Below are 19,932 nucleotides of genomic sequence, written 5' to 3'. Positions count from 1 at the left end.
CTGCGGGGATGAGTACCCCTGAACTGGCCCGGTCCCTGGCCTTCCTGCGCGCGTTCGCCCGCAGCCAGGCCGAGCGGGTGGTGGACCTGCCCTACGGGTTCGGCGCCTTCGACGACACGTTCGCGCACTCCTACGCGCACAACAAGCTGCACCTGGAGGGTCCGGCCGGCCCGGAGGACGTGGACGCGGTGTTCGCCGCCGCCGGCCGGGCGCACCGGCTGGTGCACGTGGCGGACCCGGACCTGGCCGCCCGGGTCGGGCCGGCGTTCGTCGACGCCGGGTACGAGCACAGCGCCACCGTGGTCATGCGGCACACCGGCGCGGCACCGGACCGGCCCGCCGACCCGACCGTGGTGGTGGACGTCGTGGACGTGGCCGCGCGCACGGAGGCGGCCCGGCGGGAGTGGCGCGGCGAGAAGCCCGACGCGCCGGACGACGTGATCGAGCAGCTGGCCGGGCGCGGGGCGGCCACGGTGCGCGGCGCGGACCGGGTGCTGTTCCTCGTGGCGCGCGCCCCGGACGGCGAGGTGGCCTGCCGGGGCGACCTGTACCTGGACCCGGCCACCGGGGTCGCCCAGATCGAGGACCTGATGACGCTGCCGGCGCACACCGGACGCGGGTACGCCCGGGCGCTGCTGGCCGACGGGCTCTCGCGGGCGGGCGCGGCGGGCTGCGACCTGGTGCTGCTGGTGGCGGAGGAGGACGACTGGCCGCGTGAGCTGTACGCCCGCCTCGGGTACGCGACGATCGGCCGCACGCACAGCTACCTGCGGATGCCCGCCGACTCCTGAGCCCGACCCGGGGCGCCCGGGCCCTGTTACCCGAGGGTGCGCCGTTCGCGTACCGGGAAAACCCTTGCGTGTCCGCCGGAGGACGCGACCCGCCGCCCCGTACCCCCTGACCAAGGGTTTCCTCGGTATCTGACCGTGCGCGACTCCGGTTAGCTCCACCCATCAGCAGTCATTGAGGAATGCGGATGGGAGATATCGTCATGCTCGCAAAACGCAGAGCCGGGTTACCGGTCGCGGCGGCGGGGATCGCGCTCGCCGTGGTCGCCGGCACGGTCGCCGCGTTGTCGTGGTCGGCGGCCGGGCCCCCGACCGCCGCGGCCGCCCAGGATCCCGTCGGGCTCGCGGTGGCCGCCGCGGACCGGGCGGCCGCCAGTGGGCTGGACGCGTTGCGGAAGGGACCGGACGAGCGGTTCGACCGCCGCGCCGTCTACACCGGGGGGAACCCGGGCCGCGGCGACCTGTACTACGTGTCCTACGACCGGACGTACCGCGGCCTGCCCGTGGTGGGCGGCGACGCGGTGGTGGCGACCGACGCGGCCGGCCGGGTGCTGACCACCGTGTCGGCGAGCGAGTCCGCGATCAGCGTCGCCACCACCCCCACGGTCCCGGCGGACCGGGCGGCCGCGACGGCGCGGACCCGGCTGCTGCGGACCGATTCCTCGACCGAGCCGCGCCTGGTCGTGCTCGCCACCGGTCAGCCGACCCCCGTCCTGGCCTGGGACGTCCTCGTCGCGGGCGCGGCGGCCCCCGGCCGGGACCAGGGCCACGGGCACGCGGGGGAGACCCGCCCCAGCCGGCAGCACGTGTACGTCGACGCCCGGTCCGGCGCGGTCGCGCACGCGGTGGAGGAGATCGAGGCCGGTACGGGCACGGGCGTGTGGAGCGGGTCGAACCTGACCATCCCCACCTCCGGCTCCAGCGGCGCCTACAAGATGCAGGACCCCACCCGGGGCAACATCAGCTGCGCGGACTACTCGGGCAGCACCGGTGCGATCCTCACCGACGCCGACGACGTGTGGGGCAGCTCCTCGAAGACGGACAAGGTCTCCGGCTGCGTGGACGTGATGTACGCCAACGCCGGCGAGTGGGACATGCTCAAGAACTGGTTGGGCCGCAACGGGTTCAACGGCAACGGCGGCGGCTGGCCGTCCTATGTGGGTCTCCAGGACAAGAACGCCTACTGGGACTACGTGCCCAACGCGACCCTGTTCGGATACAACTCGGCGAACCAGTGGCTGACCGGCATGGACGTCGTCGGGCACGAGAACGGCCACGGCATCGACGAGAACACCCCCGGCGGCACGTCGTCGGAGGCGGGCCTGGGCGAGGGCACCGGGGACATCTTCGGCGCGCTCACCGAGTGGTACCTCAACAGTTCCGTGGACCGGCCCGACTACGAGGTCGGCGAGCTGGTCAACTTCGGCGGCAACAACAAGCCGCTGCGCTACATGTACGAGCCGAACAAGGACGGCCGCAGCCCGAACTGTTACTCCTCGGCCATCCCGAACACCGAGGTGCACGACGCGGCCGGGCCGCTGAACCACTGGTTCTACCTGCTGGCCGAGGGCAACGCCCCCACCAACGGGCAGCCGGCGAGCCCGACCTGCAACAGTTCCTCGGTCACCGGGGTCGGCATCCAGAACGCCGGGAAGGTGTTCTACAACGCGATGCTGCTCAAGACGTCGGGGATGACGTACAAGAAGTACCGGATCGCCACGCTGCAGGCGGCCAAGAACCTCGACAGCACCTGTGGTCTGTACAACAAGACCAAGGCCGCCTGGGACGCGGTGACCCTGCCGGCCCAGTCGGGCGAGGCCACCTGCACCGGTACCCCCGGCAACGATTTCTCGATCTCCCTGAACCCGGCCAGCGGCGCCGTCCAGCCGGGCGCGTCGGCGACCACCTCGGTCGGCACGAGCACCACCTCGGGCACCGCGCAGACCGTGAACCTCACGGCCAGCGGCCTGCCGTCGGGGGTCACCGCGTCGTTCAACCCGTCGTCGGTGCAGTCCGGCGCCAGCTCCACGCTGACCCTGTCGGCGGCCTCCTCGGCGGCACCGGGTTCCTACACCGTGACCGTCACCGGCACGGGCGCCGCGACCCACACGGCGACCTACGCGCTGACCGTGGGCGGAACCCCGAACCCGGGCGGCACCGCGCCGGACATCGACGTCGCGAAGGTGCAGGCGCACCTGGCCCAGTTCGGCACGATCGCCTCGCAGAACGGCGGCAACCGGCGGGCGGGCAGCGCGGGCTACACCGCGTCGCTGGCCTACGTGAAGGGCAAGCTCCAGGCGGCCGGTTACACGGTCACCGAGCAGAACTGCTCCTCCTGCACCTACCCGTCGAACAACCTGATCGCGGAGTGGACGGGCGGCGACGCCGGCAACGTGCACATGTTCGGCGCGCACCTCGACAGCGTCTCCGCCGGTCCGGGCGTCAACGACAACGGCTCCGGTTCGGCCGCGCTGCTGGAGACGGCGCTCGCCCTGGCATCGGCGAACCCGACGATGCTGAACAAGGTCCGGTTCGCCTGGTGGACGGACGAGGAGCAGGGCCTCAACGGGTCCCGGTTCTACGTCAACTCCCTGTCGGCGGCCCAGAAGAGCGCCATCAAGGGGTACTACAACTTCGACATGGTGGCCTCCCCCAACGGCGGCTACTTCATCAACAACATCACCTCGGCCACGTCCGCGCCGATGAAGGCCTACTGGGACTCGCTCAACCTGTCCCCGGAGGAGAACGTCGAGGGCCAGGGCCGCTCCGACGACGCGTCGTTCAAGAACGCGGGCATCGCCACGTCCGGGTACGCCACCGGGGCCAACGCGACCAAGACGGCCGCCCAGGTCACCAAGTGGGGCGGCTCCCGGGCCGCGTACGACCCCTGCTACCACCAGTCGTGCGACACCACGAACAACATCAACGCCACCGCGCTGAACCGCAGCGCGGACGGGATCGCGTACACCCTGTGGAAGGTCGCGGTCGGCACCCCGCCGGGGGACACGTCCGCGCCGACCGCCCCGGGCAACGCCCGCTCGACGGGTACGACGTCCACCAGCGTCTCCCTGGCCTGGGACGCCTCCACGGACAACGTCGGCGTCACCGGGTACGACGTCTACAACGGTTCGGCCCTGGCGCTGACGGTGACCGGCACGTCGGCGACGGTGACCGGCCTGAGCCCCGACACCGCGTACACGTTCACGGTGAAGGCGAAGGACGCCGCCGGCAACGTCTCCGGGGCCTCCAACGGGGTGGGCGCCCGCACCCAGACCGGCGGTGGCGGCGGCGCGATCGTCAACGGCGGCTTCGACAACGGGGACCTGACGGGCTGGACCGCGACCGGCACCGCCGGCACCGTGAACTCCGGCGCGCACGGCGGCACCCACGCCGCCCGGCTCGGCAGCACGTCCGCGACGAACGGGGTCTCCTCGGTGTCGCAGACGTTCACCGCGCCGGCCGGCTCCCAGCGCCTGTCGTTCTGGTACAGCCTGACCTGCCCCGACACCGTGTACTACGCCTGGGCCAAGGCCACGCTCACCGACAACACGACGGGCGCGACCAGCACCCCGCTGGCGAAGACGTGCACCAACGGCGAGGGCTACAAGCGGGTCGACGCCACGGTGACCGCCGGGCACAGCTACACGCTGACCCTGGTCAACCGGGACGACAACTACCCGGGCGACCCGGTGTCCACCCTGTTCGACGATGTCGCGTTCGACGTCGACCCGGGTCCGGGGCCGGGCCCCGGTCCGGGCCCCGGGGCGACGCGGATCAGCGCGGACCCGTACACCGAGTCCACCGGGCAGCACGCCACCCAGGTGGAGGTGGACAGCTTCGCCTACGGCACCACCGTCGTGGCCGCGTTCCAGAACGGCCGGATCGAGGGTGGGGCGGCCGTCGGCCTCGGCTGGGCGACCTCCACCGACGGCGGCACGACGTGGCGGACCGGCAAGGTGCCGGGCGCGAAGGTGGACGGCGGGACGTACGACCGGGCGGCGCTGCCCGTCGTCGCGTACAGCGCCAGGCACGGCCGGTGGCTGATCGCGAGCACGCCGTACACCAGCGCCGTGTCGGGCATGGGCCTGGCGATCAACACGTCCAGCGACGGCCTGACCTGGTCGCAGCCGAAGCTGGCGGTGTCCGGCACCGGAAGCGAGAAGTGGGACAAGAACTGGGTGGCCTGCGACAACTGGTCGGCCAGCCCCCGCTACGGCTACTGCTACGCGGCCATCGACAACAACGCCGGCAACAACCAGCTGGTGATGTCCACGTCCACGGACGGCGGGGTGACCTGGGGCGCGTACAAGACGGTGTCCGGGGCGACCGGGGCGCTGCCCACCGGCGTCGCCAGCCAGCCCAACGGGAACGTGGTCGCCGTCTACGACCGGGTGTCCGGCGGCAACAACCAGATGTACACCCAGTCCACCGACGGCGGGACCACCTGGAGCGCGGCGGCCAGCGCCACCGACATCCGGTTCCACCAGCCGGCCGGCGGCCTGCGGGGCAACCCGCTCGCCTCCCTGGACGTGGACGCCAGCGGGAAGTACTACCTGGCCTGGCCGGACAGCCGGAACAACGGTGACGCGTTCAACGACATCCTGCTGGTCACCTCGACGGACGGGCGGACCTGGTCGGCCCCGACGAAGATCCCGACCGGGGCGGGGGAGACGTACTTCCCGACCATCGCGGTGGACCAGACCACCCAGGGTGCCACCGCGAAGCTGGTGCTCCAGTACTACTACTACGACACGGCCGACTGCACCGCCGACACCTGCCAGCTCAAGGTCGGACTCGTCACGTCCACCAACGGCGGCACCGGGTGGAGCGCGGCCCGTTCGGTCGGCGGCCCGATGACCATGGCGCAGCTCGCGAACACCGCCTCGGGCCGGTTCGTCGGCAACTACAGCGGCGGCTCGGTGATCAACGGCAAGGCCCTCGGCGTGTACTCGGCGGGCGCGGCGCCCAGCGGCCAGGCGTACGACCAGGCCGTCTACGCCACCGGCCCGCTGGACATCACCGGCGGCCCGCTGGCGGCCACCCCGGCGGTCCACCGTCCCCGGTCGGCGGCGGTCCGGGGCGACTCCCGGCAGCTCGCGCGACTCGAGTAGCGGCCCGCGTCCGGTCCGGCCGCCTCCCTGCCGGGCCGGACGCGCGGCACCCACATCGATACTTTCCGCACGGTACACATAAGAAAGAGGCTTTTGCGATGCGCATGCGTAGCAAACTCACCGCCGCGCTGGGCGGCGCGGCCCTGGTCGGGGCGACGGTCGTCGCCGTCTGGTCCGGGCCAGCCACCGTGGCCCTCAGCGCGCCACCGGAGATGACCGTGGCCCCCGACGCCGCCGTCGCCGGGATCGCCCGCGACCTGAAGATCAGCCCCGAGGAGGCCCGGCAGCGGCTGTACGCCCAGGACAAGGCGCACCGGGTGGCCGAGAAGCTGCCCCCGGCCCTGCGGGCCGAACTCGCCGGCAAGTGGTTCGACCCGGAGTCCGGCCGGCTCGTGGTGGCCGTGACCACCGAGGGCGCGGCGGCCCGGGCGCGCGCCGCCGGGGCCGAACCGAAGCTCGTCGGCCGGGGACCCGCCGAACTGGACGGACTCGTCGCCCAGATCAGGGCGATCGTCGGCCCGGGCGTCCCCGGCGTGTACAGCTGGGGCGTGGACGTCCAGGCCAACCTCGTGAAGGTCGACGTCAACACCACCGCCCGCACGGCGGCCACCGACGCGGCGGTCGGGCGGTTCCGGGCGCTCGGCGCGGGGGTGCGGGTCGTGGAGACCGACTCCCAGCCGCGCCAACAGGGCGGCGACATTCGCACCGGCAGCCCGTGGTGGCCCGGCACGGAGTCGAACTGCTCCATCGGCTTCCCGGTCACCGACTCCGCCGGAGCCAAGCACTTCCTCACCGCCGGACACTGCACCAACGACGCCAACCAGGCCGCGTACGGCCAGCAGGGCCAGCTCAACAAGATCGGCACGTCCAACGTCGGCGGGACCCGCAGCGTCAACGCCCGCGAGGGCGACATGGGCGTCGTCGCGGTGACCGAGCCGAACTGGAACCTGTCGGCGGCCGTGAACACCTGGGACCAGCCGGCGGTGACCGTCAACGGTTCCGTGGACGCGCTGGTCGGCGACGCGACCTGCCACTCGGGCAACACGTCGAAGTGGAAGTGCGGGGTCGTCAAGTACACCCACAAGTCCGTCACCTACGGCACCCTGGTCATCGACGACCTGACCTGGACCACGGCGTGCTCGCTGGGCGGGGACTCCGGCGGTGGCTGGCTGGTCGGGGACAAGGCCGCCGGCCTGCACGACGGCGGCCCCAGTTCCTGCGTGGCGAACCCGACCAACGACGACGACCTGTCCATCTTCCAGCCCGTCAAGGAGGCCCTGACGAAGTGGAACCTGACCCTGGTCACCGGCAACCCCGGGGACGTCTCCCCGCCGACCGCGCCGGGCAACGCCCGCTCGACCGGTAGCACGCAGAACACGGTGTCCCTGGCCTGGGACGCGTCCACCGACGACAAGGGCGTCACCGGGTACGACGTGTACAACGGCTCGGCGGTGGCCGCCACGGTCACCGGCACCTCGGCGACGGTGGCGGGTCTGAGCCCCGACACGGCGTACACGTTCACGGTCAGGGCGAAGGACGCCGCCGGCAACGTGTCCCCGGCGTCGGCGACCGTGAGCGCCCGCACCCAGCCGGGCGGGGGCGCCGACGACGAGCCGCCGACCACACCCGGCAACCCGCGGTCCACGGCCCAGACCACCACCTCGGTGACCCTGGCCTGGGACGCGTCGGTGGACAACACCGGGGTCAGCGCCTACGACGTGTACAACGGCTCGGCGGTGGCCGCCACGGTCACCGGCACGACGGCGACGGTGACCGGTCTGGCCGCCGACACGGCCTACCCGTTCACGGTCCAGGCCCGGGACGCGGCCGGCAACAGGTCGAAGGCGACCGTGCCGGTGAGCGTGCGCACCAGGCCGACCGGGGGCGGGGACCGCACGTTCGTCAACGACGCCGACTTCCCGATCGCCGACCTCGGCCGGATCCTCAGCCCCGTGACCTCCACGGCCACCGGGCAGGCCGTCGCGACGGTCACCCTCGTCGTGACCGTCCAGCACACCTGCGCCGAGGACCTGGGCATCACGCTGTTCGACCCCAACGGGAAGGCCTACGCCGTCAAGTACAGCGGCACCGGCAACTACCCGTGCACCCCGTGGAACGGGCCGATCACGTTCACCGTCCCGAACGTGGCGAGCCCGGCCGGCGGCACCTGGCAGCTGCGGGTCAGCGACTACGGCCCCGGCGACACCGGCAAGCTCGACAGCTGGTCGATCACCCTCTAGAAGAGCGGGAGACCTCATCGGGTACGGCGCGCCGCCGTACCCGATGAGGCTCTGTCAGGGTGTTCCGGCCTCCCCGAGGGCCGCCGTGAACGCGTCGGTGCGGTCGACCGGCCCGTCGCACAGCAGTCCCGTGGTCTGCACCGCGAACCGCGCGGTGTCCGTGTCCCGGTGGTGCCACCAGCCGGCCAGGTCGATCCGGTCCGCGACCGGCGTGCCATCCACCGTGGACACACACGCGAACGGCACCCCCGAGGGCGACCCGGAGATCGACAGACCGCGACGGGTACCCCAGGCGCGCAGCCGCTCGTCGACCCGGATCTCCGCCCGGTTGACGATGGACCCCCGCGCGGCGGACAGGTTCCGGGCCACCTGCCGCAGCGGCGCGAGCGACTGCGCGTCGGCCTCCGCGCCGGCCAGGACCGCGTGCACCGGGTCCAGCTCCGGGTGCTCCCGCCGGACCAGCACCAGGCCGACCCCCACCGCCAGGCCCAGGTGCAGGTGCAGGGGCGCGAGGAGCACGTCCCCGCCCCGCAGCGCCGCCCCGGTGAGGGTGGTGCCCAGCGACTGCGAGGCGTCCACGATCCGCACCGGCGCGTCCGGCAGCGGATCGGTGTGCCCGGTGAGCGGCGAGACGTGGGTCCGGAACGACCACCCGTGCGCGGGCGCGCTCCAGGGCAGCAGCCGGTGCAGGTCCGGGTGGTGCTGCGCGGCCGGGCCGGGGACGTGCACCTGCCGCCCCGCGCGGGCCGCCGCCCAGAGCACGGCCGTCAGCCCGGCGGTCGCGTTCTGCACGAGATAGGGCACGAACGCGCCCGCGCCGAGGTCGCGGACCAGCAGCCCCGCGATCTCGGCGCGCAACCGGGCGGCCTCGGCGAAATAGTGCCGGTCCATGCCGGTGGGCTGCAGCCACGGGTGCAGCGACGCGGCGTCGAGCGGGCCGGGCCGGTCTCCGAGTGCGCTCATGTCAACGATCCTGCGGGGAACTCCGTGACAATTTCGTGAGACCGGTCGGGGGTGGGGCCGCGCGGCGTCCATCGTGGCCGTTCCGGGGCGGTGGCGGGACCGGGCTTCGGGTCTCGGGTCTCGGGTCTCGGGCTTGGGGCCTCGGGGGTCGGCCGGCGGGCGGCGGGCGTCACGAAAGTGTCATGAACCGGTGGACACACTCGGCTCCGTGTCCGGGGACGCACCCCGGACCGAGAGTAGTGAGGTACCCGTATGCGGTTGTCCGGTCCGTACGCCCGCCGCCTGCTCGGCGTCCTGGCGTGCGCCACCCTCCTGCCCCTCACCGTCGCGACGACCCCGGCCCAGGGCCGGCCGTCGCAACCGACGTCCCGCCTCGAACAGCCGCCGCCCGGCGCCGCCCGGCTGACCGGCCCGCTGCCCGACGCCGTCGCCGCGGCCCAGATCGAGGCCAACCCGCCCCGGTGCGAGGGCGACGGCGTCGCGGGCGCCCGGGTCGAGATCCTCTACGTGTACAACAACGCCAAGCCGTCGCGCCGGGACGCGTACCTGCTGACCCTGCGGGCGATCCTCGCGTCCGTCGACGACGTGTTCAACGACAGCGCGGCCCGGTTCGGGGCGAGCCGGCACGTGCGGTTCGTGACCGAGGCCGCCGGATCGTCGTGTGAGATCGCGGTCCGCGAGGTCGGACTGGCCCCGTCGGTGATCGCCGACCTCGGAGGCAGCCGGAACGCGATCGCCGCGCTGGGCTACGACAAGCCGGGCCGGCAGTACATCATGCTCGGCGACCCCCGGGTCGATCCCTCCGACGCACACCACTGCGGCGCCACCTGGGGTGACAACGACGACCGGCCGGGTGCGGAGAACCGGTTCAACACCGGCCCCTACTACGCCCGGATCGACGTCGACTGCTGGGGCGCCAACGCCGTCGCGCACGAACTGGGCCACCAGCTCGGCGCGGTGCTCGCGTTCGCCCCGCACTTCAGCGGCGGCAACCACTGCTCCGACGAGTGGGACCTGATGTGCTACGGCTCGCCCATGTCCTACGTGTGCCCCGAACTCGACGCCGACCGGCTCCTGGACTGCGGCGGCGACGACTACTTCCACCCGAACCCGGTGCCCGGCTCCGCGCTCGCCACGCACTGGAACATCGCCGACAGCGCGTTCCTCATCAGGAGCGCCACCCCCGACTCCACCGGACTGCGGACCGGCGGCACGTACGCGGTCACCAACGCCGCCACGGGGCACGCCCTCGATATCGTGGACGCCGCAGTCGGCCAGACGGCCAAGCTGACGGCCCGGGCCCGCACCGACCAGCCCAGCCAGCGGTGGACCCTGGACTACGGCACCGGGATCCGGCTGCTGAACGACAACAGCGGCCTGTGCGCCGAGGCCGCCTTCAGCGGGACGGCACCGGGCACCGAGACGTTCCAGTACGGGTGCCACGAGGGCAACGCGTCCCTGTGGACCCCGAAGGCGCTCGACAACGGCCGGTACGCGCTGCTGAACAACCGCAGCGGGCTGGCCCTCACCGCGCCGGCGGCGTACCCGGCGGCGGCGACGTTGCGGCCGTTCACGGACGCGGCCGACCAGCAGTGGACCCTCAACGCGCTGACCGTCCCCGGGCCGCAGGCCGACACGACGTACCAGCTGCGCGCCTACGCCCACCGCGACGGCTCGGTCGACGCCGTCGAGGTCTCGAACGGTTCCACCGCCGACGGTGCCCCGCTGGTCCGCAACCCGTCCGGCACCGGCACCGCCCAGCAGTGGAAGCTGACCACCGCCCAGGGCGGCCACGTGAAGCTGGTCAACGTCCGCAGCGGCCGGTGCGCGCGGCCCCGGAACAGTACGGCGGGCGCGGCCGTCGAGCAGCGCGCGTGCGACGCGGGCACGGCGCAGCAGTGGCGGCCGGTCCGCGCGGAGGACGGCCGCTACATGCTCGTCAACCGGGCGACGGGCTTCGCCCTGCGGGTCGGGGCGGACGCCGGCTCGGGCCTGGTGGCCGGACCCGCCGTCGGGGACGCGAAGGCCGCCCGGGCGATGATCTTCTGGCTGCGCCCGGTGACGTGACGCCGACCGCGCCCGGTGACGGGATCCCGACCGCGGCCGGCGGCGTGCCCCTGGGGTGCCGGGCGCGGAGCGGGTCCCGGCCGGCGGGCACCCGGAAACCCGGCGCCCCCACAACGGCTACCGCTGTCCGCCGCACCGCCCCCCGACGGTCGGCAACGTCAGGGTGAACGTCGCGCCGCCGTCCCGGCCGGTCGCGGTGAGCGTCCCGCCGTGCAGCCCGGCGATCCGTCGGCTGATCGCGAGCCCCCGGCGGGTCGCGGGCCGGGTGAGCACGTCGGACGGCACGCCCGGCCCCCGGTCCGCCACGGACACGGTGCCGCCCTCGACGGTGACCGTGACCTCGGGGCGGGCCCCGGGCGCCCGGCCGTGCCGCAGGGCGTTGTCCACCAGGTTGCCGATCGCGCGGCGCAGCAGGTCCGCGTCGCCCCGGACCACGCTGGGGACGGCGCGGACCGTGACCGTCCCGGCTGCCTCGGGCCGGTGGTCGACCAGGTCCTCGACGAGCTGGTCGAGGCGCAGCGGTTCGAGGTCGACGGCCTGGGTGCCGGCCGACAGCCGGGCCTGGGCGAGCGCCTGGTCCACCGTGGCCTGCAACTGGGTGGACAGGGTGACGACCCGGGGCAGCAGCTCGGCGCGCTGGGTCGGGTCGTGGATGGCGGCCTGGGCGTAGGCGCGCAGGGCGGCGAGCGGGGTCCGCAGGTCGTGCGCGGTGTCGGCGAGGAACGCCTCCTGGTCGTCCAGGGCGCGCTGGGCCGGGCGCAGCGACCGCCCCGCCAGGGTGTAGCCGACGGCGGGCGCCCCGGCCAGTGCCACCAGGCACACCAGGGCCAGGACCAGCACGAACCGCCGGTGCTCGGCCTCGACGGCGGCCAGGTCGGCAACGGCGACGACGGCCCCGCTGACCTCGTCGGGCCGGCCGTCGTCGTAGGTGGCCTCCGCGAGCACGGCCAGCCGGTGACCGTCGGGGCCGGTGACCACGAGCCGGGCGGGTGCCATGGTGGCGACCGCCCGGCGGGCGGCGTCGCGGACCGCCGGTTCGGGGAGCTGGGCGAGGGGATGGCCGGTGCGGTAGGCGACGGTGAACGGGGCCCGGGTGCCGATCAGGAGGATCAGCCCCGGCGGGCCCTGGGTGAGGTCGTCGTCCACGAGCCCGTTCTCGACGACCCGGCCGTCGCGGACGGCGATCTCGCGGACGGCCCCGGAGGTGCGCCGGTGCATCTCGGCGTACATCTCCGCCTCGCCGTGCTGGTGGGTCAGGCGTTCGGTCGCCACCGTCAGGCCGATCGCGAAACCGGCGTTGACCAGCGCGAACACGAAGGTGATCTGCCAGCGCAGCCGGCGGAGCCGGACGCCCGCCGGGGTGGCGGGGCGGCTCACCCGACCGGTTCCAGCCGGAAGCCCTCGCCGCGGACGGTGTGGATCAGCGCGGGGGTGCCGAGTTTGCGGCGGAGCCGGGCGATCAGCGCGTCGACCACGTTGGACTCCGGGTCGGCCATCTCGTCCCAGCACTTCTCGATCAGGCAGCTGCGGCTGGTGACCTGGTCGGGCCGGTGGGCGAGCAGCTCCAGGACCGCGAACTCCTTCGAGGTGAGGGACAGCAGCACCCCGGCCCGGCGGACCTCGCGGCGGGCCCGGTCGATCCGCAGGTCACCCACCATGACCACGGTCGGGCGGGCGCTGCCGGCCCGGCGGGCGAGGCTGCGGACCCGGGCGAGGAGTTCGGAGGCCTCGAAGGGTTTGCCCAGGTAGTCGTCCCCGCCGTGGTCGAACCCGGCCAGCCGGTCGGCGACCGTGTCCCGCGCGGTGAGGAACAGCACAGGGGTCGTCCAGCCGGTGGCGCGCTTCGCCGCGATGTAGCCGAGGGAGTCGTTCGCGCCGAGCATCCGGTCGAAGACCACGCAGTCGTACTCGCTGACTGTGATCGCGAGGTCCGCTTCGACGAGGTCGCCGACCAGGTCCACGGCCAGCCCGTCGGCCCGGAGCACCGCCCCGACGGCCGCCCGGAGATTGTCGTCGTCTTCCACCACGAGTACGCGCATGACAGTGCCGCTACCTCCCCGTTCCCCCCGGAACACCGCTCGGGACCATAACTCAGTTCGCGTTAACTTAGTAGCCAGATATTGGGAAAGATTGTGAACAATCAGGGCGCGTCATCGAATTGTCATGGAGGTCCGTCCAGACTCCGTGACCATGAGAATCAGTGCGCGCACGGTGATGGTCGGCCTGGTGGCCGCGCTCGTCCTCGCCCCGGTGGCTCCGGGGCCGGCGGTCCAGGCCCACGCCCACGTGACCCGGGCCCCGGCGGGCGGCGACGGGATCTGGCACCCCGGCCCGGGCTTGAGGTGGCAGTACCAGCTGACGTCGAACGACCGGTACGCGGCCACCGGCGGGATCAACGTGGAGCTCTGCGTGCCGAACGCCGCCGGTACCCGGGTGTGTCCGGACGTGTTCGACTTCGACCTCTATCTCTCCCCGGACCTCGCGGGCGGCCGGACCGACGTGCCGAACAAGGTGGCCGTCGACGCCGTGCACGCCAAGGGTGCCCGCGCGATCTGCTACATCGACGCCGGGGCGATCGAGAAGGACCGGCCGGACGCGGGCCGGTTCACGGCCTGGGAGAACGACCCGGCGCACCTGGGGCGCAAGGGCAAGCTGGTCGGCGGCCCGGTCGACGGGTACGCCGACGAGCGCTGGCTGAACATCGACAACGAGCTCGGCCAGCGCGACTTCGTGGTGTCGGTGATGGCGGCGCGGATGGACGCGTGCGTGGCGGCCGGCTTCGACGGGATCGAGTTCGACCTGGTGGAGTCCTACGAGCACCCGACCTCCGAGACGACGTTCGTGACCAGCGCGGATGCCCAGTTGGCGTTCAACCGGGCGCTGGCCGCCGCGGCGCGGGACCGGGGCCTGGCGGCGGGGTTGAAGAACGACGTGCAGCAGGCCGGCGAGCTGGTGGACGCGTTCGACTTCGCGGTGAACGAGTCCTGCCTGATCCAGAAGGAGTGCGGGGAACTGGTCGACTCCTTCGGGGCGGTGGGCAAGGCGGTGTTCCACGTCGAGTACGACGAGGAGTGGCGCAAGGGGGCGGGCACGATCTGCGCCAAGTCGGCCGCGCTGCGCTTCGCCACGATCCGGAAGAAGAGCAGCGAGACGCTCAGCGATCTGCCCTACATCCCCTGCGTCTGACGGTCGCTGTGCCACCCCGCCAGTGTCTCACCAGTAAAGCCGATTTGAAAGGTTAGATTTTCGGCGGTGGGACCTGGCGGGCCCGGCTAGGCTCGACCCATGACGATCATGGCTGCCGACATCGCCACGGACCTGGCCCCGACGGGCGTCCTGCGGGCGTCGATCAACCTGGGCAACCCGGTCCTCGCCCAGGGCACCCCGGGGGAGCCGGCCGGGGTCACGGTCGACCTGGCGCGGGAGGTCGGCGCGCGGCTCGGCGTACCCGTCGAACTGCTCTGCTTCGACGCGGCGCGCAAGTCCTACGAGGCGATGGCGGCGGGCCGGGCGGACCTCTGCTTCCTGGCCGTCGAGCCCGCCCGGGAGGCGGAGGTCGCGTTCACCGCGCCGTACGTCGTGATCGAGGGCGTGTTCGCCGTGCCCCGCGACTCCGACCTCACGGGCGTCGCCGACGTCGATAGGCCGGGCGTGCGGATCGGCGTCAAGCGGGGCTCCGCCTACGACCTGTACCTCACCCGCACCCTGCGGCACGCGACCGTCGTGCGCGGCGAGGAGGGCGTCGACGCGTTCCGGACCGGGGACCTGGAGGTGGCGGCGGGCATCCGGCAGCCGGTGACCGCCTACGTCGCCGCGCACCCCGACCTCCGCCTGATCGCGGAGCGGTTCATGGAGATCCGGCAGGCCGTGGGCACGACGACCACCCGGAAGCCGGCGACCGTCGCGTTCCTCCGGGACCTCGTCGAGGAGCTGAAGGCCAGCGGTTTCGTCGCGGAGTCCCTGCTGCGGTCGCACCAGCCCGACGCCACGGTCGCGCCGCCCGCCTGACCGCCCACCCGCCGGTCCTGCCGTGCGACGCCACGCACGGTGACCGCCGGGGTGCCTCATTCCGGCCCGCCGCCCCACTCCCACCGCGCGCCCGCCCGCCCCGCCGGCAGGTCCCGCGCCACCACCTGCACCGTCCGGGTGCCGTCCAGCACGAGCCCGCGGTGCTCCTCCACGCCCGTCCCGTCGTCCGTGAACCGCGTGCAGTAGACCGGCACCGCGCCGGGATCGAAGGCGATCTCCAGGGTGTACTGCCGCACCGGCCGGCCGAACCCGCGCTCCCAGGACGTCGCCACCGGCCCCGGCCCCGGGCGGGTCAGGCTGTAGTCGACGATCGTCGTCTCGCCCCGGGCCAGGGGCCGGTCCAGCAGCAGTTCGATCCCGCGACCGCCCGCCCGGTCGGCGTGCGTCGCGCCCGGCCGGCACCGCCACAGCGACCCCAGCGCGGGCGGCCCGTCCCCGCAGGCGGGCGCCTGGACCACGAACCGGTCCACCCCGTCCTCCTCGGCGCGCAGCAGAAGCCGGGTCTGGACGAGGCGCTCGTGCCGGGTGGCGCTGAGCAGCACCCGGTCGTGGGCGTCGACGAGCGTGAACCGGTCGTTGAGGGCGGGATCCAGGTGTCCTGGGGAGGCCGGAGGGTCAGCGGCCGGCAGTTCGGGGGCGGCGGTGGCCTGCTCCGTCCGGCTCCGGGCCGGGGGCGCGGTCAGCAGGTCGTACAGGGCGCCGGAGGTGAGGCCGAGGATGCTCTCCAGGTGCCGGAGCGCGACCAGGGACGCGCGGCGTTCGGGGCGGCTGCGGCCGTTCTGCCAGTAGCTGAGCGTGGCGACGCTGACCGGGGCGCCGCGCTGGGCGAGGCGGGCCTGGATGCGTTCCAGGCTGATGCCCCGGGAGTCGATGGCGGCGCGCAGCGTACCGGCGAAGGAGTGTTCGTGCACGGTTCACTGTCGCACTCACGCCTTTAAGGCGGGATTAAGCGGATCCTAATCGTCCATAAAGCGGGGGCCGTCCGGAGTGGAGAAGAGGGGATCCGCAAGGGTTTTCCCTCGAAGTCGCCGTTGGCCGGCAAACGGCAGGCAATTCCGGCGATCCCGTATTGACCCCGGCCGCACGTTCATTGAAGGATCGGCACATGTTGAGACCATTGGCGCGCAGCGCCGCGCTCCTCACCCTGCTCGGCGGAATCCTGGTCGCGGCGCACCCCGCCGCGGCGACCCCCTCGTGCCGGGACTCCCAGGTCCCGCTCACCGTCGAGGAACAGCGCCTGACCCGCACCCTGGGTTCCGATCCCGCACCCGTGCCGGCCCGGCTGATCGCCCGGGGCGGCCTCACCGGGCACGTCACCGCCTTCGAGCGCTCGCTCTGCGCGCTGCGGAACGTCGCGGCGGCCGAACGCGCCCTCGACACCCAGGGCCGGGCGCTCTGGGAGACCGCCGTGGCCCGGGGCGGCGACGACCGGCCCCTGTACTGGGCCCGGGTCACCATGACCCGCGCGCTCCGCCAATGGACCCCCGGCTTCACCGTGGACCGCGCGGCGCTCGAACGCCGGCTCGAACGCGCCTCCCGGGGCATCACCAGCACCGACTTCGCCGACGTACCCGGCGTGAAGAAGCTCTTCGTCTCCGGCTTCGACCCGTTCGTCCTCGACGCCGAGATCCGGCGGAGCAACCCGTCCGGGGTCAACGCCCTCGCCCTCGACGGCAAGTGGCTCACCGTCGGCGGCGAACGGGTCCAGATCCAGGCCGCCATGTTCCCGGTCCGGTACGCGGACTTCGACCACGGCATGGTCGAGGAGGCGTTCCGGCCGCACATCTGGATCGCGAACAGCCCGCAGCGCGCCGACCTGGTCGCCACGGTCAGCCAGGGCCGGCCGGGGCAGTTCGACCTGGAGGTGTCCAACGGCCGGCGGCGTTCGGTCACCTCGATCGGCGACAACAACAACATCTGGGGCGGCGGCAGCCTCACCGAGCCGAGGACGTTCCCCGGTGTGATGCGGGGTAACGAGTTCGTGCCCTCGACCCTGCCGGTGGACCAGATGAAGACCGCCGCCGGCCGGTTCCCGGTCCTGGTCAACCGGTCCGTCACCGAGATCCCCGCCGGCCAGACGGCCCCGGTGTTCCGGCCCGACGGCCCGACCCCGGGCTCCATCGCCGTCAACGGCGGCGGGGGCGGCTACCTGTCCAACGAGATCGCGTACCGGGCGACCCTGCTGCGCAGCACCTTCAGCGGCCCGGCCGGCGGCCACGTGCACACCCCGGTGCTCGACTTCGCCGCCGACAACACCACGGAGCTCAGCGATCCGACGTTCGAGCGGAACCGGGCCGACATCATCGCCCAGCTCCGGGCGATCCTGCTGGCGGGCGTGGCGGCCGTCTAGGCGTCCGGTCGCCCTCCCGCCCGGAAGCGGGTGACCGTCGCCGGCCGTGCGTCACCACGGCGCACGGCCGGCGCGGCCGGTCGCAGCAGCCGGTCAGGGCTTCTTCTCGTCCGCCAGGTACGCCCCGCCCGCCAGGCAGTCGCGGTACTCGTGCCGAGGGGTCGCCCCGCCCACCCAGCCCAGGATCCCGGCGGCGGTCCGGTTGGCGAACCGGGACCCGTCGTAGACCACCTTGCCGGCCGTGATCGGGGCGGTGCCGGTGCGTACCTCGTGCCGGCCCAGCAGCGCGCAGTCGACGTAGCGCACCATCGGGCCCCGCGAGCCGCTGGCCGTGAACGCGTAGGAGTGCGAGACCGCGTCCGCCGCGAAGTCCTGGTACGCGTTGGCGGTGTCGTCGCAGGACACGAAGCTGATGTGCCCCTTGTACCAGGACGAGTCGATCACCTTGTGCAGCGCGCACCGCAGCTCGAACCGGATGCCCTGCGCGTACAGCCGGGCCACCGAGTCCGCCCGGCCCGCCGTGCCGTCCAGCTTGAAGAACGTGCCCGGCTTCGACTCGTCGATCAGCACGTACGAGCCGCCGATGAAGTTCATCGAACCGCCCCGGGCGTTGCGCACGAACACCCCGGACTGGAACTCGACCTTGCACTCCCGGAACCAGTAGTTGAGGAACTGGTCCTGCTTGGCGGTCGCGGGGGTCATCCCGATCACCAGGAACGCGTCGGAGTAGGAGCCGCCGATCTGGCAGTGGTCCCAGCCCATCTCGCTGTTGAGGTCCGCGACCGCGCCGGTGGGGCTGTCGAGCCCGATGCCCCGGGTCCAGTCGCCGCGCCACTCGACGTCGGTGTACCAGGTGTCCTGGACGCCGGCCTTGTTGTCGGAGACCGCGTAGTTGAAGCTCGACGTCGGGTTGGTGCTGACGAAGGTCAACCCCGAGATCCGGATGTTCTTGTACCGCCGCCGGTTCGTCCACAGTGTGGTGTCGTCGGCCGTGGGGGAGTAGGTGATCCGGGACAGCCGCTTGCCGTACCCGGTGATGCTGATCCCGTCGACGATGCCCCCGCTGCCGGCCACGCCGCCGTCGACGTTCGGCAGCAGCGAGTCCGGCTGGGTGAGCAGGTAGTTGCCCGGCGGGACGACCAGGACCTTCTTCGGTACCGCGCCGCTGATCGGGGCGCCCTGGAAGCTCGCCAGCACCTCGGCGGCGGCGGCCCGGAACGCGGCGTCGCTCGGCCGGGCGCCGGTCGGGTCGGCCCCGTGGTTCATGACGTCCACGCTGTACGGGTCGTCGCCCCCGCCGGCCGCCGAGGCGGGCACCCCGCCCAGCACGCCGGCCACCGCGCCGACCCCGACCGCCCCGACCAGGAACGCACGCCTGTTGTCCACCACTGCCGCTCCAGACCACGAGGGATAAGTTGATCAATAGTAGATGATCATGCAAATCCGCTCGCGGCACCGGGATCAGGCCGCCGGGCGCAGCTTCCCCGCGTACGGCACGGTCGGCGGCCCCGTGACCCCCGGGTCGCACGCGAACACGGCGCCGGCCAGCGGGTGCGGGGCGTCGGCGCGCGCGGTGGTCACCAACAGCACCCCGTCGGCGAAACAGCAGCTCGTGGGGCGGGCGACGGGGAACTCCACCACGGCCTCGAGCAGACCTTCAGGGGTGTACCGGTGCACGGCCGACCCCTCCCACAGCGCGATCCAGATCCCGCCCTCGTGGTCGACCGCCAGCCCGTCCGGCTCGAACGGAGCGGGGAAGGCGACCAGGGTGCGGCGGTTGGTCGGTACCCCCGAGGCGGGGTCGTAGTCGAGGACGTCGAGGGTGCGGCGGGTGCTGTCGACGTAGTACATCCGGGTGCCGTCGGGGCTCCAGCCGAGGCCGTTGGAGATGCCGATCCCGTCGAGGACCCGGTGCACCGTGCCGTCGAGGTCCGTCCGGTACAGCGAGCCGGTCGGCGCGTCCCAGCCGCCGCTGCTGCCGGCCCAGAACCTGCCGGCCGGGTCGCACTTGCCGTCGTTCATCCGCACGCCCGGGTTGCCCGCCTCGGGCTGCGCGAGCTCGGTGACCGTGCCGTCGGCGGCGAGGTGCAGGAAGCCGGCGCTCGCCGCGGCCAGCCAACCGCCTACGAGGGCGGGCACGACGGAGCCGACGTGGCGTCCGACGGGCACGGTCGCCGCCCGGTCGAGCCGGGCCCGGTCGGCGGAGACGTCGAGGGTGGCCCGGTGCAGGAGGCCGGCGGGGATGTCCACCCAGGCGAACTCGCCGTCGGCGTAGATCGGCCCCTCGGCCAGCGCGCTGTCGGCGTCGGTCACGGGGTACGGGGTCAGGGTGCGCATCGTGGTGGCCAATCGCAGGTGGACTCGTCGGGTCGGGGTGTTCCCCG

13 protein-coding genes are annotated in these 19,932 nt (G+C 73.1%); 7 read left to right on the top strand and 6 right to left on the bottom strand.

Annotated features, from left to right (window positions below):
• The first annotated feature begins 8 nt into the window (after nt 1-8).
• From AB0M43_RS04865 to AB0M43_RS04855, 3 genes are all read left to right on the top strand, one after another.
• The gene (locus AB0M43_RS04865; RefSeq protein WP_363721237.1) at nt 9-791 is read left to right on the top strand and encodes a GNAT family N-acetyltransferase; all 783 of its coding nucleotides are present in this window, start codon (nt 9-11) and stop codon (nt 789-791) included.
• 185 nt (nt 792-976) lie between these two features.
• The gene (locus tag AB0M43_RS04860; protein ID WP_363721235.1) at nt 977-5,899 is read left to right on the top strand and encodes a M28 family peptidase; all 4,923 of its coding nucleotides are present in this window, start codon (nt 977-979) and stop codon (nt 5,897-5,899) included.
• Between the two features lie 98 nt (nt 5,900-5,997).
• Entirely contained in the window at nt 5,998-8,139 is a 2,142-nt protein-coding gene (locus AB0M43_RS04855) for a fibronectin type III domain-containing protein (RefSeq protein WP_363721233.1), read from the top strand.
• Between the two features lie 54 nt (nt 8,140-8,193).
• Here the strand turns inward: AB0M43_RS04855 and AB0M43_RS04850 are convergent, their stop codons facing one another.
• Complete coding sequence (locus AB0M43_RS04850; RefSeq protein ID WP_363721231.1) at nt 8,194-9,102, bottom strand: DUF6024 family protein; 909 nt, start codon at nt 9,100-9,102, stop codon at nt 8,194-8,196.
• Between the two features lie 252 nt (nt 9,103-9,354).
• Between AB0M43_RS04850 and AB0M43_RS04845 the strand changes: the two genes are divergently transcribed.
• The gene (locus AB0M43_RS04845; RefSeq protein ID WP_363721230.1) at nt 9,355-11,169 is read left to right on the top strand and encodes an RICIN domain-containing protein; all 1,815 of its coding nucleotides are present in this window, start codon (nt 9,355-9,357) and stop codon (nt 11,167-11,169) included.
• Nucleotides 11,170-11,286: 117 nt separating this feature from the next.
• Here AB0M43_RS04845 and AB0M43_RS04840 read toward each other — a convergent pair whose 3' ends face one another.
• Both AB0M43_RS04840 and AB0M43_RS04835 read right to left on the bottom strand, forming a co-directional pair.
• Entirely contained in the window at nt 11,287-12,546 is a 1,260-nt protein-coding gene (locus AB0M43_RS04840; protein ID WP_363721228.1) for a HAMP domain-containing sensor histidine kinase, read from the bottom strand.
• Nucleotides 12,543-13,208 (bottom strand): response regulator transcription factor, encoded by a 666-nt coding sequence (locus AB0M43_RS04835; protein ID WP_363721226.1) that lies wholly within the window; start codon nt 13,206-13,208, stop codon nt 12,543-12,545. Before AB0M43_RS04835 ends, AB0M43_RS04840 begins: the two co-directional genes overlap by 4 nt.
• Nucleotides 13,209-13,359: 151 nt before the next feature.
• Between AB0M43_RS04835 and AB0M43_RS04830 the strand changes: the two genes are divergently transcribed.
• Both AB0M43_RS04830 and AB0M43_RS04825 read left to right on the top strand, forming a co-directional pair.
• Complete coding sequence (locus AB0M43_RS04830) at nt 13,360-14,355, top strand: endo alpha-1,4 polygalactosaminidase (RefSeq protein ID WP_363721224.1); 996 nt, start codon at nt 13,360-13,362, stop codon at nt 14,353-14,355.
• A 99-nt stretch (nt 14,356-14,454) separates the two neighbouring features.
• Nucleotides 14,455-15,177, top strand: a complete 723-nt coding sequence (locus AB0M43_RS04825) for a transporter substrate-binding domain-containing protein (protein ID WP_363721222.1) — start codon at nt 14,455-14,457, stop codon at nt 15,175-15,177.
• A gap of 56 nt (nt 15,178-15,233) precedes the next feature.
• Here the strand turns inward: AB0M43_RS04825 and AB0M43_RS04820 are convergent, their stop codons facing one another.
• Nucleotides 15,234-16,109 carry a hypothetical protein gene (locus tag AB0M43_RS04820; RefSeq protein WP_363721221.1) on the bottom strand — a complete coding sequence of 292 codons (876 nt, stop codon included), beginning with the start codon at nt 16,107-16,109 and terminating at the stop codon, nt 15,234-15,236.
• A gap of 194 nt (nt 16,110-16,303) precedes the next feature.
• Here AB0M43_RS04820 and AB0M43_RS04815 point away from each other — a divergent pair, with 194 nt between their 5' ends.
• Entirely contained in the window at nt 16,304-17,548 is a 1,245-nt protein-coding gene (locus tag AB0M43_RS04815; RefSeq protein WP_363721219.1) for a hypothetical protein, read from the top strand.
• A 93-nt stretch (nt 17,549-17,641) separates the two neighbouring features.
• On the opposite strand, the gene AB0M43_RS04810 is transcribed toward AB0M43_RS04815, so the two are convergent.
• Both AB0M43_RS04810 and AB0M43_RS04805 read right to left on the bottom strand, forming a co-directional pair.
• The gene (locus AB0M43_RS04810) at nt 17,642-18,934 is read right to left on the bottom strand and encodes a hypothetical protein (protein ID WP_363721218.1); all 1,293 of its coding nucleotides are present in this window, start codon (nt 18,932-18,934) and stop codon (nt 17,642-17,644) included.
• 75 nt (nt 18,935-19,009) lie between these two features.
• Nucleotides 19,010-19,885: an SMP-30/gluconolactonase/LRE family protein gene (locus tag AB0M43_RS04805; RefSeq protein ID WP_363721216.1), complete on the bottom strand. Its 876-nt coding sequence runs from the start codon at nt 19,883-19,885 to the stop codon at nt 19,010-19,012.
• Nucleotides 19,886-19,932 lie beyond the last annotated feature (47 nt).

Origin of the sequence: Longispora sp. NPDC051575, from assembly GCF_040681875.1 — a bacterium.
Lineage (GTDB): Bacteria > Actinomycetota > Actinomycetes > Mycobacteriales > Micromonosporaceae > Longispora.
Note: the sequence above shows the minus strand (reverse complement) of the source record. Positions and strands in the feature narration are given on the sequence as shown.